This is a genomic window from Parabacteroides caeci (genome assembly GCF_023656795.1).
In the GTDB taxonomy this organism is placed as follows: domain Bacteria; phylum Bacteroidota; class Bacteroidia; order Bacteroidales; family Tannerellaceae; genus Parabacteroides; species Parabacteroides segnis.
Genome location: NZ_JAMOKT010000069.1, coordinates 19498 through 36322 on the forward strand (window position 1 = coordinate 19498; position 16825 = coordinate 36322).

Below are 16825 nucleotides of genomic sequence, written 5' to 3' on the forward strand. Positions count from 1 at the left end.
AGAGTGGTTTTTCCCTTGATCTTCTATTCATATCACAGCTGTGATACAAAAGAAATCCATCTGTGAAACAAACGGAATCCAACTGTGATATGAAAAGAAGACAGTAGTGATATGCAATACTTGCAGTTTGCCTTTTATTTAAAGTAGAATGATGTCACTACACTTCCATGGTCTGACGGCCAGCCTACGGGATGATGGGAGAGGGCTTCCGAACGGTACGGGATAAGTTTATCTCCTTTATAATAGATATAGTCGATACGTTGGGGCAGACAGCTTAGTTTTTTTGATCCCAGGTTGATAAGGGGAGACCAGGTCGCCCCTTGATTCAGCAGAACGTCCGGATAGAGGTGGCGGAAACTATCCGTAAAACCTTCGTTGAGGACTTGTCTGGATACTTCCAGTTTGGCAAAAGCCCCCAGGTGGGCGGGACGTGCCTGTTCGTTCCAGTCCAGATGCGAATCGCAGTTGAAGTCTCCAACCAATATGACCGGGGTTTCTGCCGATTGGGCAGTGCGGGGAGCCATTTGTTTCAGAATCTCCTTGATCTCCGGGATGCGGGTTTGTGCTTCATCTTCTTCATATTTCTTTACGGCTGCTTTTCCATTGTTCAGGTCTGAAACATCGGGCAGATAATGGAGCCAGATATCGTAGAAAGCAATCTGTTGTTCTTCACTTATGCGGATGAGTGCCCCTCCCGAATTGAACGAGCGGAACAGTTGGATCGTTTCATCTATCGGATAACGGCTCATGATGCTGAGATTGGAACTGATCAGATAGAAATAATACCCCAGGGAATCAGCGATAATTGCTCCAGAACCGTATGTCTCGATCAGGCCGATCACATCCGCATTTTCCCTTTTTAATACTTCGATGACGCGGTTTACACCGACCTGTTTACCAAAGCGGCGTCCTCCGTGCCATATATTCCATACCTGTACTTTTAACCGGTCGGGTTTGTATGACGGATAAAGAGGGGATAAAGGAAAGAACTGCTCGTAACTCTTCCGTACTTCGGCGCTGCTGACCGGGCGGTCCCACATTTTCACTTCATCGATTTTTCCGTTGAAAGCCATCCATTCGCCCCGGCATTCCCAGTCTTGCTCTTCGTCGCTTCCTCCTATAATCGTCCGGAATTTACTTTCAAGAGATTTCAATCCTTCGATCTGGTAGATGGCGACATTGCGTCCGTCCAGGTACATCCATACTTCTCCCTTTGTCTTGTCTACTGAGACTGTCAGTTGGTGCCACTTTCCGTCATTGATCGCCTGGCGCTGTGCTGTCGGTTGGTAGGTATAACTGTTTTTCCCGTCGTTCAGGCTCAGGTACCAAGCACCATTTTCCTGTGTGCCGATACACCAGCCGGTAGGTTCCTTGGTGGTGGCATTTGTCATGATCGGTGTACCTAAAGGTGCGCCCGGCTTGGTTTTAACCCAGACCTGCAAGGAAAAAGAACGGCCGTCGTCGAAAGATGGGCAATCTTTTGCCGTCAGGGAAAGGGGAATACGGTAAGCGACTTCATCTGTCAGGTCAAGGGCTTTCCCTTTCAGTCCTTCACTGTAAGACGATGTATGTACCAGAAAAAGGGAAGATGAATCCCGCGTCGCAATTTCTGCCATCCGGATCGCTTCCGGTTGCGGGTCATCGAATGACTGATAGTAGGCCAGCCCCTGTCCGGGGCTTTGCGCTACTATGTTAGAACAGAGGGTTATCAGAGATATACCCGAAATTAGTTTGTTAAGCATAAATAAGAATGGTGTTTAATAACCTTCATTCTGGGGAAGAAGGTTACTGTTTAATGTTATCTCACTTGTCGGTACTCCGAACAGGCGATGCCAGCTATGCACGTTGCGGGCTGCTTCTTTGGGATAATACGCCTCCGAGAATAGAAATTCGATATCATCCAGGTGAGTGACACCCTTGATCGCCGCCTCAAGTGTCCCGGTACGGGAAAGATCGAATTTACGGTGTCCCTCAAAGCAAAGTTCCAATGCACGTTCTTTCAGGATTGCCGTTCTCAGTTCGCTTTGTGAAAGTCCTTTGAGCTCCCAACCCGGATTGAGGGTATTGTCTTTGTTTGTATAGGCGCGTTTTCTGACTTCATTGATGTAAGTGAATGCTTCGCCTGTATTTCCCTGTTCATTCAGCGCTTCGGCATACATCAGCAATATATCCGACCAGCGCAGGATCGGGAAGTTTAGCGATGTACCCGAACGGTCCGGCCGGCGGTTGTTTACATCGCAGAATTTGACGATATATGGCATACGGACAATCTCCCCTTTATATTTGATACCGGCACCGAGGTGTTTGGCTGATGTGCCTGTACCGTCTATCAATTCCTTATATTTGGATTCGGAAGCCAGGCGGAAATTGAAACCCCACCGGTTGTCATTCTCCGTATCATACCATTGGTCTTCTTTCGGTACATAGTAGGAGGCAAAAGGCAGTAACGGGGCAATGGCACTGCCATTGTTATACGGACTGTCGTCATCTTCTGTGAAATCACCGTAACAAGTGGTCTGTGCCGGCGATTCTTTTTTCTCTATCAGTGACTGGATAGCCAAAAGGCTTTCTTTACTGTTGTTGTATTTTGAATCGAAAACATCGGCATACTGATTCAGTAAACCCCGCTTACCTTCCGAATAAAGAGTTTTACAGAGTTCGGCGCATTTGGCGTAATCCTTTTCAAACAGGTAGACCTTTGCCATCATGCCGATTGCTGTACTGCGGCTGATACGTCCGGCATCATTGCTGCTGTACTCGTCGAATTCCGGTAAATGGTCGGCGGCATATTGCATATCTGCCAGTACGATCTCTTTTCTGATCTGGCTGGCAGGCGTGCGTGAAAGATGCAACAGTGAATTCAAATCCTCGGCAGGTTCGGTGATGACCGGCAGATCGCCGAAAAAGTTTGTCAGGTGGAAATATAGGAATCCCCTGATGAAACGTGCTTCAGCCAGTAGCCGTTCTTTTCCGGCATGTTTGAACAGGGAAGCATCCATGTTTTCTATACTGGCGATCGAGAGGTTGGCATTCCGGATATACTTGTAGCTATCCCGCCATACCCACCAGATACGTTGGGCGGAAGCATCGTGCGTATAGGTCGCTATCGGGTCGAGTGTCGGCCAGTTATCGCTAGGGGAACGTGTTCCCAGGTCTGTGCCGAATTCCATGACCATCATTGCCTGGCGACTATATACGTTTGCATCCCCGAAGGCATTGTAGAGATCATTTATGTTTGATAAAGCATTCTCTTCATCTGTAAAGAAGTTGCTACCAGCAACGTCTCCTCTCGGATCTTCATCCAGCAACCCGGAGCAGGAGGCTGTAGTGAACAGGATAAATAAAATCAGAAGGATATTATACTTTTTCATCTTTCAATCATTTTATAGGTTTACAAAGTGAATTTAAGTCCGATGGAGAATGAACGGTTCATCGGATATTGTCCCCAGTCGTATCCTTTCAGGATCGGGCTGGTGGAATAGAGGCTGACTTCCGGGTCGTATCCGCGGTAGTTGCAGATATTGAACAGGTTGTTGCCGGTTGCATATACTCTGGCTGAAGCCAGGCCGATGTATTGCAGTAGGTTGCGGGGTAAATCATACGCCAGGGTCAGCGAAGAGAGACGAAGGAAACTTCCGTTCTCTACGAAGCGTGAATCGACGGAGTAGATGTAACTGTTTCCAGGACGTGCAACGTCTGTGTCCGGATTTTCAGGAGTCCACATCTTCTCTGCCAGTTCGCGGTAGCAGTTTACGTTGGCATTACCCGGCAGGAAATAGGCACTGTTCAGGTTCATCACATCGTTGCCTACCGAATACTGGAAGAAGGCGTTTAGGGATATTCCTTTATAGGCTACTGTTGTGCCTAATCCTCCGAAGAAATCCGGATTGGCATTACCGATAACGGTAGAGTTGTTCGGATCATCGGGAATATTTTTAAATTTCGGATCTCCCGGACGGGCGGATAGGTTTCCTGCGTCGATATCCTGCTGGGTCAGTACACCTTCGTATACCTGACCGTAAAACAGTCCGACGGGTGATCCTACTTTCAGGATGCTGCTGTAATAACCGCCCCAATGTTCTCCTACCGGTTTTTCCTGGTCCGGGCCAAGGCTCAGTACCTTGCTGCGGTTGGTCGAGATATTGAAGTTCATATCCCACTGAAAATCCTTCTTGTTTATAAGGGAAGCATTCAATGATAATTCAACTCCCTGGTTGGAGAGCGATCCCAGATTCTGCAACTGGGTGGATTGTCCGATGTAGGAAGGAACGGATATCTCCCATAGCAGGTCGCTGGTCTTTTTATGGTAATAGTCGAGCGAACCGGTCAGGACGGAGTTGAAAAAAGAAAAATCAATTCCGGCATCGAACTGGTCTGTCTTTTCCCAGGTAAGATCTTTGCTGGGGACTTTGCTCGGAGTGTAAGTAACAACTTCCTGACCTCCGAGGATCGTGCTGCCGGATGAGAAGAGCGACTGGGTTGAATAGATATCGATAGCCTGGTTTCCGACACGGCCATAGCTGAGGCGGAGTTTCAGATCGTTCACAACCTGCTGGCTTTTCATGAAATCTTCTTCCGTAATTCTCCAGCCGACGGAAACGGAAGGGAAAAATGCCCATTTGTTTCCCGGAGAAAAACGGGATGATCCGTCGTAACGTGCTACGGCTGTCAGCAGGTAACGATTGTCATAAGAATAGTTGATACGTCCAAGCCAGGACATATATCCCCAGTTGTGGTAACCTGATTTGACCGAGTTTTTCAGTTGGGCGGAGTTCAGGTCATAGAATCCGGTGATATCATTGGCAAAGTTCGAGACTTCGGTAGATAACCCTTTATCGTAGCCTTTTTGCGCGGTGAAACCTCCCAGGGCAGAAAATGAGTGTACTTCCTTTTTCAGTGTATAGGTCAATGTATGCTCTGTCAGCAAGTCCTGTGTTTGCAGGGTAGTCGCCTTGGCACTGTTGGTTTTTTCCTGATAAGAGCCTTTACGCGGAGAGAAATAATCTTCACGCCAGTAGTTCCATTTGATACCTAATGTAGAACGCCAGGTGAAATGTTCTCCTATCTTGAATTGCAGGTAAGAGTTGTTCAATACATAATAAGTATTCTTTTCATCCGTAGGTAGCAAGGCTTCTGCGAGGGGATTACGACCGAGCGGGCGGCTGGATTCGGTATAATTATATGAACCGTCCGGATTGAATGCCGTTCCGATAGGCGACATGCCTATTCCGTAAACAGCTAATGAATAATCGCTCGGGAGTGTGGATATATCGCTGAATTCGCGTGACAGGCTGACTGTTGTGCCAAGACTGAACCAGGGATTGACTTCTGCATCTACATTCGTACGTAAAGTCGTACGGTTAAAACCGGAACCGACCATGATGCCATCTTGATCGAAATGGTTCAGCGAGATCAGGTATTTGATCTTTTCCGTACCACCGCTGCTTGACAGGTTTACATTATAAACAGGAGCAGTGCGGAATAGTTCGTCCTGCCAGTCTACGCCTGTAACTTTGGACGGGTCGTCATAAGGTACCGTGGTCCCGTTCATTCGGGCAATTTTATTGAGATAAGAAGCATATTCTCCGGTAGAGAGCAAGTCTATCTTTTTAGGTAACTTTTGCCAGCCGTAGGATGCTTCCACGTCAAACTGTGCTTTACCTTCTTTTCCCCTTTTGGTCGTGATCAGGATAACACCGTTTGAACCGCGGGCTCCGTAAATGGCAGTGGATGTAGCATCTTTCAGTACTTCAATGGATTCGATATCATTCGGATTCAGGGAATTCAGGTCTCCGGCATCGATAAAACCGTCGATTACATAAAGCGGTTCGTTGCTAGCTGAAAGTGAGTTGCCGCCACGGATACGGATACTCGATGAGGCTCCCGGCGTTCCGTTTGATTGAACGACCTGCATCCCGGCTACACGGCCGCGTAATAGCTGGTCGACGCGGGGAACCGGTTGTTCGGCCAGCTCTTTTCCGCGTACTGAAGTGATTGCACTGATCAGGTCTGACTTCTTTTGTGTACCATACCCAACGACAACTATTTCCTCCAGGTTCTGTGTGTCTTCCGTCATTTTGATGGAGAGGGAAGTTTGTGTGCCGGCTTTTATCTGCAAAGGGTTGTAGCCTATATAGCTGATCTCCAGGATATCGCCGGGAGATGCCTGAATGACAAACTTACCGTCCAAGTCTGTGACTGTACCGTTCGTGGTACCTTTGACCATGATGTTGGCTCCGATGATCGGTTCCCCTTTTTCATCGGTAACAACGCCGTTGATCGTTCCCGACTGTCGGGAGGATTGAGCCGGTTGCGGTGTCTTGTCCGGTTTGATGATAATGTGTTTGTTTTTGATTTCATATTTCAGGCCTTTTCCTTTCAGTACCTGATTCAGAATATCGTTAATGGATTCGCTGCTTATTTGCAGACTGATTTTCTGCCGGGTATCCACGTCGCCGGTTTCAAAGAAGAAAATGTAATCGCTCTGTTTTCTGATTGTTTCAAAAGCCTCTTTTATCGTGGCATTTTGAAGATTCAGTGTGATCTTTTGATTTTGTGGTAATGCTGCGAACGCCTGTTGCATACTTGTTGCGAAAAGTATCATACATAACCAGGCTACATAGAACCGGTTGCGAACAATTAGCGTGATTTTTCTTTCTTTATAAAGAATGTTTTCCATACTTTTGTAATGTGATTAGAATTTAATTATTAAGTTTTAATGAACTCGTGAGTCGGGAAATGGTGCGAACATTTTCCGGCTCTTTTTTGTGCTTTCTTTTTTTCTTTTCGTGATTCTCCTTTCTTTTTTAATTATCAACTATTTTAATATATCTCAATGATATTGTTATTTCGTCTGTAAGTAAATTTCTCACTGGAAGACATAATCGTCAGAATGTCGTTAAGCGTATCCGTGCTGCGGAACTCTCCGTAGAAGCGGAGTTTCCGACGTTCCGGATTCAGGAAAATGAAGGTTACGTCGAAGGCTTTTTCCAACTGTCCGGCGATTTCTCCAAAACTGACTTCATTAAAGAAGTGGGCCCCTGTTGTCCATTGGCAGATTGCGTCTGTCGAAACTTTTCTAACTTCTGTCTTTTGGGTCAGTCTGTTATAAACGGCTTGCTGTTGAGGTTCCATAATGACGGAATTGGCAGGGGCTGCTCTGTCTATCATGTTCACAGAACCTTCAGCCAGGGTAACGGCTATTTCCTGATCGTCGGAATAGGCTTTGACATTGAATTTTGTACCCAGTACTTTCACGTCGATTTCTTTTGCATTGACGATGAACGGCAGCTTTTCATTACGGGCCACTTCAAAATAACCTTCTCCTTCCAGTGTGACCTGTCGGTTCTTCTGTGAGAATCCGGGTTGACAGCTGAATTTACTACCGGCATTCAGCCATACTATGGTTCCGTCTTCCAGTTGGAGGCGGCTTCGTGAACCGAGCGGCACTTCAATGGTCCGTATCATTGCCTGCTCGTCCTGTCTGTTAGACTGATTGAACAGATATAATCCGGTAGTACCCAGGAAAACTCCGACCAGCAGAGCCGCTGCGATCCGGGTATATTCCCGTAGGAACAGATATTTTTGTTTTCTGAATCCGGCCTGTTCGGCAAAACGGCGGTATACGGCTTCGTTCTTTCTTCTGTTTTTATGTTGTTTATCATAGGAAGATAGCCACAGCTCGGTCATTTCATAATAATATTTTTTATGAGACTCGTTTGCTGCGACCCAACGGCTGAGTTCTTTCTCCTGCTCAGGAGTAAGCGACCGGTTCAGATAACCGGTGATCAGCTCGTCGTAGTATTCTTGTTGTTTATTTTGATCCATTTTTATGCTTCTTACCCTAAAGACAACATACGGGTAGAGCGAGGGTAGTGAAAAATGAAATATTTTTCAAAAAAATGATTTTGGATTGAAATGTATCAGAACAAAATGGAAGATAAATAGCCTTTCATACGAGTACGGAGGGTAGACAGGGCTTGTTTAATATGGTATTTGACTGTGTTAACCGAGATGCCTACTTTATCTGCGATCTCGTCGTAAGCCAACTCTTCGATCCGGCTAAAGATGAAAACTTGCCGGGTTTCGCGGGGAAGTTTATTGATTTCGAGGAGTATTTGCTCGTTGAGTTCTCTTTCTAGCAATTGTCCCAACGGATATTCGTCGGAGAGGAACAGTCCCTGAAGAATAGCTTCCGGGTATTCTTCGTAATCGTCGATACTGATTTCCCGGTCTGCAAATAATTTCTTTTGATAATTGATTGCATAATTACGTATGCAACAGACCAGATAGGCTTGCAGTGAAGAGGTGATATGGAGTGATTCGCGTGTTTCCCATATATGGGATAATACATCACCGACGATGGTATCGGCTACTGTATCATCCCTTACATATTGACAGGCAATACGGAATAGAAGATGATAATAGTTGTCAAATAAAGTGCGGTAGGCTCTGCTTTCCCCACTTTTCAAACCGGCTATTAATTCTGTTTCATGAATCTCCACGATAGTATTGTAGATATTGCTCCCTTTAACGGATACAATATTACAAGATAGAAACGTAAAACACAAATCTTATTTATGCCTATTTTAATTTTCTGTCTTTCCGATGTGCTTCATTACCTTGGCATCCAGATAGAATATCAGTTCTTCGGCGATGTTGGTACAGTGGTCGCCAAAGCGTTCCATTTTGCGGATGACTCCGGCCATGTAAAGGCCGACCAGGGCACTTCCCGGATGCTTTTCTATGTAATCGGCAATGATCCTGGTCGAGTTATGGTTGATCTCGTCGATCAGGTTATCTTTCAGGAAGATGCGTGATGCAATTTCTGAACTTTCCTTTTCAAATGCTTCCTGGCTGAGTGTAAGCATACTCAGCAATTCCTGCAACATTTCTTCCACCCGGGTATCCTTTATCAGTTGCGGGTCGACGGGAACACCTTCCGGCAGGTTTCCGGCAAAGCGGGCGATGCTTTCGGCGAAGTCTCCCAGGCGTTCCAGATTCGTATTGATTTTGTACATGGCAAGAACGAAGCGCAGGTCGACGGCAACGGGAGCATATAAAGCGATGATATCTTCGCAGTCGCTGTCTATCTTCAGTTCGAACGCATTTACTCGGCGTTCGCGGCTGATTACTTTGTAGGCCAGTTCCTTGTCTCCGGTTAGCATGGCTTCGCCGGCATTATATAACTGTTGGTGGACCAATGCCCACATCTCGCTGATGCTGTTTTTTAAGGAGGCAATCTCCTGATCTATGACTTTCATATATAATTTTTCAATTTTTAATTTTCAATTACCCGAACCGTCCTGTAATATAATTCTGAGTCGATTCCTTCTCCGGATTGGTAAATATCTTACGTGTATTATCGAACTCTATCAGTTCCCCCAGATAAAAGTACCCGGTCTTGTCGCTGACACGGGCAGCCTGTTGCATATTATGGGTAACGATTACGATAGTATATTCGCTTTTTAGTTCATGTATCAGGTCTTCTATCTTACCGGTAGAGATCGGGTCCAATGCCGAAGTCGGTTCGTCCATTAAAAGAATGGAAGGCGATATGGCCAATGCACGGGCGATACACAGACGTTGTTGCTGGCCGCCGGACAGGGCGAAAGCCGATTCTTTCAGTTTATCCTTTACTTCATCCCAAAGAACAACCTGTTTGAGGGTTTTGACAACAGTCTCTTCGATATAAGCATTGTCCTTTATCCCGTTTACCCGGAGCCCGTAGGCAACGTTTTCAAAGATTGTTTTCGGGAAAGGATTCGGTTTCTGGAATACCATGCCCACATTTTTCCGGAGCAGGTCGACCTTTTCTCCTTTACCGTAAATATCTCTTCCGTCAATCAGGATTTTTCCGTCCATGTGCGTGTCGGGTATCAGGTCGTTCATCCGGTTGAATAAGCGCAGGAAGGTGGATTTACCACAACCGGACGGTCCGATAAAGGCGACCGACGTGTTTGCTTCAATTTGCATAGATATATTCTTTAAGGCATGAAAATCGCCATAATAGAAATCTACATTCTGAGCATTAATCTTTATCATAATATAAATAATTTATCAATATGCTAATATGCCAATGTGCCAATATGCCGATGAAAAATGTATCAACAGGGGGCGAAATGTTAGCTTTTCTTTTATTGGCATATTGGCACATTTCCCTATTGGCATATTATTTAGTTCATTTTTACTTTCCTGGCGAAATAGCCTCTCAGCGCATTGGCCAGTAAGTTTACGATTAATACGATTGCAATCAGTACCAGAGCCGTTCCGTAGGCCATTCCACGTGAGGCTTCGATGTCTGTTCCGCTGGTGGAAATGACATACAGATGATAGGGCAGGGCCATACACTGGTCGAAGATGCTTCCCGGCAGTTGGGGCAGGAAGTAAGCGGCAACGGTAAACAGGATAGGAGCCGTCTCGCCGGATACACGTCCGATAGACAGGATTAATCCGGTAATGATATTTGGAAAAGCCATCGGTAATACAACCCTGCGAATGGTCTGTAACTTGGTAGCTCCCAGTGCCAGACTGCCGTGGCGGAAAGAATCGTCGATGCTTTTGAGGGCTTCTTCCGTTGTACGGATAATCAGTGGTAAAGACATCAGTGCCAGGGTAAACGAACCGGCGATGATGGAGTCTCCCCAACCCAGGGTAACGACGAACAGGGACATTCCGAATAGTCCGAATACAACTGACGGTACACCGCTCAGGTTATTGGTCATAATCCGGATGAAACGGATTATTTTTCCGTTTGTCGCATATTCATTCATATAGATGCCGCTCATGATTCCAATCGGGAAACTAATCAGGCTGCTACCCAATACCAGATAAAGTGTTCCGACAATCGCCGGGAAAATACCTCCGGCAGTCATCCCGTCGGCCGGCGCTTCCGTCAGGAAATCCCAGCTGATTACTTTTCCTCCCTGGATAATGATAAAACCGAGAATAAGGAAAAGAATGACAACAACCAGATAACTGAGAAGTGTGAATATACCGAACGCAACTTTCTGTGAAGTCCGTTTCTTTGTGTCAACATTGCCTAACTTTTGAACAGGTGCCATAGCTTAATCACATTTTTCTTTTGGATGAAATGTATTCTACTGTAATGCTTAACAGTAGTGTAATGATAAATAATACTGCCCCTAACAGGAACAATGCCTGGTAATGAGCTCCTCCGGCGGGTGCTTCTCCCAGTTCTGCTGCGATGGTTGCCGGAATGGTCCGTACGGGTTCAAAGAAGGAGGTCGGGATAACGGCCGCATTTCCTGTTACCATCAGGACTGCCATTGTTTCTCCGATCGCCCGCCCGATACCCAGGACGATTGCCGATGTGATACCGGATATGGAATAGGGGATGATTACCTTATAGATTGTTTGCCATTGGGTTGCTCCCAGGGCCAGACTCGCTTCTTTCATGGCACGCGGCGTGGTGCGCATGGCATCTTCGGCAACCGTGATAATGGTCGGCAACGCCATGATGGCCAGAACGACACTGCCGGCAAAGGCTGTTTCTCCAACCGGAAGGTTCAGCCCTTTCTGTATGAGCGGAACGATTACAACCAATCCGAAGAAACCGTATACGACCGAAGGAATCCCTGCCAGCAATTCAATAACCGGCTTCAGTATCTCCCGGGTCCGTTTATTTGCGATTTCTGCCAGGTAGATGGCAACGGCAATACCGAAAGGGAGTGAAAGAACAATGGCGCCGATACTGACCAGCAATGTTCCGAGCAACAGGGGGATCAATCCGAAGATAGGAGCAGGCGCAGAGGTCGGGTACCATTTGGTGCCGGCGAAGAAGTCGGAAAGCGATATTTTCTCTTCGGGAAGAACGGTTCCCCCGAAGTCTTTCGCCAGATATTGCTGAGGAAAGAATGCGATGATTCCCGGCTCTTTGCTGACGAGTTCGCTGATTTTATCGGGAACGTACTGAAATTCATCTCCCAATTCCTCTTCACTGTAATATTGCGTCAGGTCGGAAAAACGAAAGACCAGGATTTCTTCATCTTTGCCGTTAACCTCTTTCCAGTTGGTTATTTTGGCATCGAAGATATCCATGATTGTTTCCGGTGACAGATGACTCACATCGTTACTCTTATTCACGGCAAGCACGTATCCCTCTTCGACTACCGGACTATTGAAAAGGCCGGATGCTTCTTTAAAAAGAAAAAAGACAATCAACAGAATCGTGAAACTGGTTACACCTCCGCTGATTAATAGTCCTCCTTCTACAATTTTTTCAAAAAACTTTCTCACGTCATTAACCTCTTTGTTCTGAGTGCAAAGTAAGGTAACATGTATTAAGAATGGGTTAAGACGCTTTGAAGTAAATATTACATTGGTGTTTCGTTTTTGTTACAGGGAGAAGGAAGCTCTTTATATTCTGTGTTTTTTGCCTTTTTCGTGGCGCAATGACGTTTTTTAGAATATAAACATGTATATTTGCCACAAACTTAAAAACTTAATAACTTAATAACCTATTTTTATCATGAACAAATTTCTTTCGTATGGTGTGTTTGCGTTCACAGTGTTGTTGTCTTCGTGTGATTCGCAACCCAAACAAGAACCCCTTGCTGATGTGATTGACCGTGGTTTGAAAGCATCGACCGAACAGGCCCTTTTGATGGCTAAAGACCTGGAAAGCCAGGAAGGCCGTCTTCCCAAAGCAATCGGAAAGGACGGAAAACTGGAAACAAGCGACTATAGTTGGTGGTGCAGCGGTTTCTTCCCCGGTGAATTATGGTATCTGTACGAAAACAATCCGACTCCGGAATTAAAGAAATATGCCGAAATGTTTACGGACCGTGTGGAAGAAGTGAAGAATATCACTTACAGCCACGATGTCGGTTTCATGTTGTATTGCAGTTATGGAAACGGTTATCGCCTGACCGGCAAACCGGAATATAAAGAGGTGATGCTGACCGGTGCCAATTCGCTGGCGACTCGTTTTGACGAGCGGGTGGGAGCTATCCGTTCCTGGGACTTCAATAAAAAAATCTGGCAGTTCCCTGTTATTATTGATAATATGATGAATCTGGAGTTTTTCAGTTGGGCTTCCAAAGCATCCGGTGACGACCGTTTTTATAAAATGGCTGTTTCTCATGCCGACAAGACAATGAATAATCATTTCCGTGACGATTATAGCTGTTATCATGTGGTTTCATACGATACGATAACCGGTGTTCCTCATAAGAAACAAACCCATCAGGGAGCTGCCGACGAATCAGCATGGGCTCGTGGACAGGCCTGGGCGTTGTATGGTTTCACCATGATGTATCGCGAAACCGGCAAACCTGAATATCTGAATCAAGCTAAACATATTGCGGCATTTATCATGAACAATCCGAATATGCCGGCAGACAAGGTTCCGTATTGGGATTTCGATGCTCCGGGAATTCCGAATGTGCCGAGAGATGCTTCTGCTGCCGCTATTATGGCTTCTGCTTTGATAGAACTGAGCCAACTGGATAAGAGCGCGGAAGCCAAGAGCTATCTTGATTTTGCAGAACAACAGGTACGCTCGTTGACAAGTCCTGATTATTTGGCAACAAAAGGTTCCAATTGTAATTTTGCTTTGATGCATTCTACCGGTCATTTCCCAGGTAACAGTGAAGTGGATGTTCCTCTGAGTTATGCCGATTATTATTATGTAGAGGCTTTAATGCGTTTAAAGAAACTGACTGAAAAATAATGCCATTATGACAAATCTTCTGAAAACAACCGCTATTTTGGTTTGCTGCCTCTGCATCTCTTTCGCAGGAAAAGCGCAGCAAAACGGTACCCAGGACCGTGCCTTCTGGGTAGAAACATTGACGCGTATCGCTGACCCGGTATTGACAAACCTGAGCAACAATACGTTGAAAAAGAATATGCCTTACGAGTCTTTATCGAAAGACAGAAGTGACTTCTCGCATCTGGAAGCGGTAGGCCGTCTGGTATGCGGTATTGCCCCCTGGCTGGAACTGGGTCCGGACAATACGCCCGAAGGACAACTGCGTGATAAATATATCAAACTGACAGTGAAAGGTCTGAAGAATGCCGTAAACCCGGATTCTCCCGATTATCTGGTCTTTGGAAAACCGTATCAGCCGTTGGTGGATGCCGCTTTCCTGGCTCAGGGATTGTTGCGTGCCAGAACCCAGCTGTGGGATAACCTGGATCCGCAGGCTAAGGAATGGATGATTACGGAATTTAAACGTAGTCGTGCCATTAAGCCTTGGGAAAACAACTGGCTGTTGTTTGCTTCTATGGTCGAGGCCGCTTTGCTGGAGTTTACCGGCGAATGCGATATGGACCGCCTGACGTATGGTGTCAAGAAGTTCCGTGACGAATGGTATAAAGGAGATGCGCTGTATGGTGACGGTCCTGCTTTCCACATGGATTATTATAACAGTTTTGTTATCCATCCGATGCTGACAGATGTTTTGCTGACGATGAAAAAGCATAACCTGGAAGGGGCGGACTTTCTCGATGTGCAATTGCCGCGTTTAACCCGTTATGCCGAACAGTTGGAACGTTTTATCTCACCGGAAGGAACCTTCCCTGTAGTAGGCCGTTCTATCGTGTATCGTTTTGGCGCATTCCATGCATTGGCACAAGCCAGCCTGATGCACGTGCTTCCGGAAAGAGTGAAACCGGCTCAGGTACGCTGTGCTATGACGGCTGTTATCCGTAACCAGATGAAATCACCGAAGAACTTTGATGCAAACGGTTGGTTGCGTGTTGGTTTCACCGGTGAACAAATCGATATGTCAGAGTCTTATATTAACACAGGGAGTGTTTATCTGTGTGCCGTAGGTTTGCTGTCTTTAGGATTGCCGGCTACCGACGAATATTGGTCGACCCCTTACACCGAATGGACGAATTTGCGTGCCTGGAAGGGTGAAAGCGATGTAAAGGCAGATCATGCGCTTAAGTAATTGAAAATGAAAAATTGAAAATTGAGAATTAAATACAGATAAGAATATGAAAACAAATTATGAATTGCGTTATGCTGCGCATCCGGAAGATGCCAAGCAATATGATACGAAACGTATTCGTCGGGATTTCCTGATCGAAACAGTTTTCGCGCCGAATGAAGTGAACATGGTTTATTCCATGTACGACCGTATGATTGTTGGCGGCGCCATGCCTGCCGGCGAAGTGTTGCAACTGGAAGCGATTGATCCGTTGAAAGCTCCTTATTTCCTGACACGCCGTGAAATGGGTATTTTCAATGTGGGTGGTCCCGGTATTGTAAAAGCCGGCGATGCCACTTTCGAGCTCGATTTTAAGGAAGCTCTTTACCTGGGTTCGGGAGATCGTGAAGTGACTTTTGAAAGCAAGGATGCAAAGAATCCGGCTAAGTTCTATTTCAATTCGACTACGGCTCATCGTAATTATCCGGATAAGAAAGTGACGAAAGCGGATGCCGTTGTTGCAGCTATGGGTTCACTGGAAATGTCGAACGACCGTAACATCAATAAGATGATCGTGAATCAGGTATTGCCTACCTGCCAGTTGCAGATGGGTATGACCGAATTGAAACCGGGTAGCGTGTGGAACACAATGCCGGCTCATGTTCACAGCCGTCGTATGGAAGCATATTTCTATTTCGATATTCCGGAAGACCAGGCCATCTGCCATTTTATGGGTGAGGTGGATGAAACCCGCCATATCTGGATGAAGGGCGACCAGGCTGTTTTGTCTCCCGAATGGTCTATCCACAGTGCAGCTGCTACGCACAACTATACCTTTATCTGGGGTATGGGCGGCGAAAACCTGGACTATGGTGATCAGGATTTCTCTAAAATTACGGACTTAAAATAAACAAATACTAACATGGTAAATTTTTCATTAGAAGGTAAAGTCGCACTTGTAACAGGTGCTTCTTACGGAATTGGTTTTGCGTTGGCTACTGCTTTTGCTCAGGCAGGTGCAAAGGTCGTTTTCAACGATATCAAACAGGAACTGGTGGATAAAGGTATAGCTGCTTACAAGGCGGAAGGAATCGAAGCAAAAGGGTATGTTTGCGACGTGACTAGCGAAGAGCAGGTAAATGCAATGGTTGCCCAGATCGAGAAAGAAGTAGGCGTTATCGACATCCTGGTAAACAATGCCGGTATCATCAAACGTATTCCGATGCACGAAATGAGTGCTGCCGAATTCCGTCAGGTAATCGATGTGGATCTGAACGCTCCGTTTATCGTTTCTAAAGCCGTTATCCCTTCTATGATAAAGAAAGGTCACGGAAAAATCATCAACATCTGTTCGATGATGAGCGAACTGGGACGTGAAACAGTTTCTGCTTATGCGGCTGCAAAAGGCGGTTTGAAGATGCTGACACGTAATATCGCATCCGAATATGGTCAATATAACATCCAGTGTAACGGTATCGGCCCGGGTTATATCGCAACTCCGCAAACGGCCCCGCTTCGTGAAACTCAGCCGGACGGCTCACGCCATCCGTTCGATTCTTTCATCATCGCAAAGACACCGGCAGCCCGTTGGGGTACTCCTGAAGATTTGATGGGGCCGGCTGTATTCCTTGCATCCGATGCATCCGATTTCGTGAACGGTCATGTATTGTATGTCGACGGTGGTATCCTGGCTTATATAGGAAAGCAACCCTGATAATTAGGTAAAGTAAGGGATTAGGCAGATAACCACAGATAAGTGGATGGGAAATCAATAAATAATCTGTGGTTATCTGCTGTCTTGAATCAGGGCAACCGCACCAAAATTTCTATTAAAATATGTTTTGTGGCATAAATCATTAAAATATTTCAAAAAAAGTTGTGTAATTGGGGAATAAAGGTAATCTTGCAGAAAGAAAAGTCTTAAC

Annotated in this window: 13 protein-coding genes; 4 read left to right on the plus strand and 9 right to left on the minus strand. The window is 45.9% G+C overall.

Features of this window, described 5'->3' with window-relative positions; genetic code table 11:
- Positions 1 to 134: 134 nt before the first annotated feature.
- The 9 genes from NBH15_RS24415 to pstC all read right to left on the minus strand — a co-directional run bounded on the left by NBH15_RS24415 (position 135) and on the right by pstC (position 12258).
- Complete coding sequence (locus NBH15_RS24415) at positions 135 to 1742, minus strand: LamG-like jellyroll fold domain-containing protein (protein ID WP_128134458.1); 1608 nt, start codon at positions 1740 to 1742, stop codon at positions 135 to 137.
- 15 nt (positions 1743 to 1757) lie between these two features.
- On the minus strand, positions 1758 to 3371 hold the full coding sequence (locus NBH15_RS24420) for a RagB/SusD family nutrient uptake outer membrane protein (protein ID WP_128134459.1): 1614 nt from the start codon (positions 3369 to 3371) through the stop codon (positions 1758 to 1760).
- 20 nt (positions 3372 to 3391) lie between these two features.
- On the minus strand, positions 3392 to 6679 hold the full coding sequence (locus tag NBH15_RS24425; RefSeq protein ID WP_186959467.1) for a TonB-dependent receptor: 3288 nt from the start codon (positions 6677 to 6679) through the stop codon (positions 3392 to 3394).
- Between the two features lie 143 nt (positions 6680 to 6822).
- Positions 6823 to 7827 (minus strand): FecR family protein, encoded by a 1005-nt coding sequence (locus tag NBH15_RS24430; RefSeq protein ID WP_250823781.1) that lies wholly within the window; start codon positions 7825 to 7827, stop codon positions 6823 to 6825.
- 95 nt (positions 7828 to 7922) lie between these two features.
- Positions 7923 to 8504 carry an RNA polymerase sigma-70 factor gene (locus NBH15_RS24435; RefSeq protein WP_250817456.1) on the minus strand — a complete coding sequence of 194 codons (582 nt, stop codon included), beginning with the start codon at positions 8502 to 8504 and terminating at the stop codon, positions 7923 to 7925.
- 84 nt (positions 8505 to 8588) lie between these two features.
- Entirely contained in the window at positions 8589 to 9263 is a 675-nt protein-coding gene (gene phoU, locus NBH15_RS24440; RefSeq protein WP_010800601.1) for a phosphate signaling complex protein PhoU, read from the minus strand.
- A gap of 28 nt (positions 9264 to 9291) precedes the next feature.
- Entirely contained in the window at positions 9292 to 10044 is a 753-nt protein-coding gene (gene pstB, locus NBH15_RS24445; protein ID WP_250823782.1) for a phosphate ABC transporter ATP-binding protein PstB, read from the minus strand.
- A gap of 131 nt (positions 10045 to 10175) precedes the next feature.
- Positions 10176 to 11063: a phosphate ABC transporter permease PstA gene (pstA, locus tag NBH15_RS24450; protein ID WP_009859649.1), complete on the minus strand. Its 888-nt coding sequence runs from the start codon at positions 11061 to 11063 to the stop codon at positions 10176 to 10178.
- Positions 11064 to 11070: 7 nt separating this feature from the next.
- Positions 11071 to 12258 (minus strand): phosphate ABC transporter permease subunit PstC, encoded by a 1188-nt coding sequence (pstC, locus tag NBH15_RS24455; RefSeq protein ID WP_186959464.1) that lies wholly within the window; start codon positions 12256 to 12258, stop codon positions 11071 to 11073.
- A gap of 232 nt (positions 12259 to 12490) precedes the next feature.
- Here pstC and NBH15_RS24460 point away from each other — a divergent pair, with 232 nt between their 5' ends.
- The 4 genes from NBH15_RS24460 to NBH15_RS24475 are packed head-to-tail and all read left to right on the plus strand — an operon-like array spanning position 12491 to position 16614.
- Positions 12491 to 13693, plus strand: a complete 1203-nt coding sequence (locus tag NBH15_RS24460; RefSeq protein WP_250823783.1) for a glycoside hydrolase family 88 protein — start codon at positions 12491 to 12493, stop codon at positions 13691 to 13693.
- Between the two features lie 7 nt (positions 13694 to 13700).
- Positions 13701 to 14921 (plus strand): DUF2264 domain-containing protein, encoded by a 1221-nt coding sequence (locus NBH15_RS24465; protein WP_250823784.1) that lies wholly within the window; start codon positions 13701 to 13703, stop codon positions 14919 to 14921.
- Positions 14922 to 14967: 46 nt separating this feature from the next.
- On the plus strand, positions 14968 to 15810 hold the full coding sequence (gene kduI / locus NBH15_RS24470) for a 5-dehydro-4-deoxy-D-glucuronate isomerase (protein WP_009859645.1): 843 nt from the start codon (positions 14968 to 14970) through the stop codon (positions 15808 to 15810).
- A 12-nt stretch (positions 15811 to 15822) separates the two neighbouring features.
- Positions 15823 to 16614 carry a gluconate 5-dehydrogenase gene (locus NBH15_RS24475; RefSeq protein ID WP_009859644.1) on the plus strand — a complete coding sequence of 264 codons (792 nt, stop codon included), beginning with the start codon at positions 15823 to 15825 and terminating at the stop codon, positions 16612 to 16614.
- Positions 16615 to 16825: the final 211 nt, after the last annotated feature.

Excerpts from the sequence above, each read along its gene's own strand:
- pstA (WP_009859649.1), bottom strand. The coding sequence starts at position 11,063 with ATGGCACCTGTTCAAAAGTTAGGCAATGTTGACACAAAGAAACGGACT.
- NBH15_RS24460 (WP_250823783.1), top strand. The coding sequence starts at position 12,491 with ATGAACAAATTTCTTTCGTATGGTGTGTTTGCGTTCACAGTGTTGTTG.
- NBH15_RS24425 (WP_186959467.1), bottom strand. The coding sequence starts at position 6,679 with ATGGAAAACATTCTTTATAAAGAAAGAAAAATCACGCTAATTGTTCGC.
- NBH15_RS24415 (WP_128134458.1), bottom strand. The coding sequence starts at position 1,742 with ATGCTTAACAAACTAATTTCGGGTATATCTCTGATAACCCTCTGTTCT.
- pstB (WP_250823782.1), bottom strand. The coding sequence starts at position 10,044 with ATGATAAAGATTAATGCTCAGAATGTAGATTTCTATTATGGCGATTTT.
- kduI (WP_009859645.1), top strand. The coding sequence starts at position 14,968 with ATGAAAACAAATTATGAATTGCGTTATGCTGCGCATCCGGAAGATGCC.
- NBH15_RS24430 (WP_250823781.1), bottom strand. The coding sequence starts at position 7,827 with ATGGATCAAAATAAACAACAAGAATACTACGACGAGCTGATCACCGGT.
- phoU (WP_010800601.1), bottom strand. The coding sequence starts at position 9,263 with ATGAAAGTCATAGATCAGGAGATTGCCTCCTTAAAAAACAGCATCAGC.
- NBH15_RS24475 (WP_009859644.1), top strand. The coding sequence starts at position 15,823 with ATGGTAAATTTTTCATTAGAAGGTAAAGTCGCACTTGTAACAGGTGCT.
- NBH15_RS24465 (WP_250823784.1), top strand. The coding sequence starts at position 13,701 with ATGACAAATCTTCTGAAAACAACCGCTATTTTGGTTTGCTGCCTCTGC.
- NBH15_RS24420 (WP_128134459.1), bottom strand. The coding sequence starts at position 3,371 with ATGAAAAAGTATAATATCCTTCTGATTTTATTTATCCTGTTCACTACA.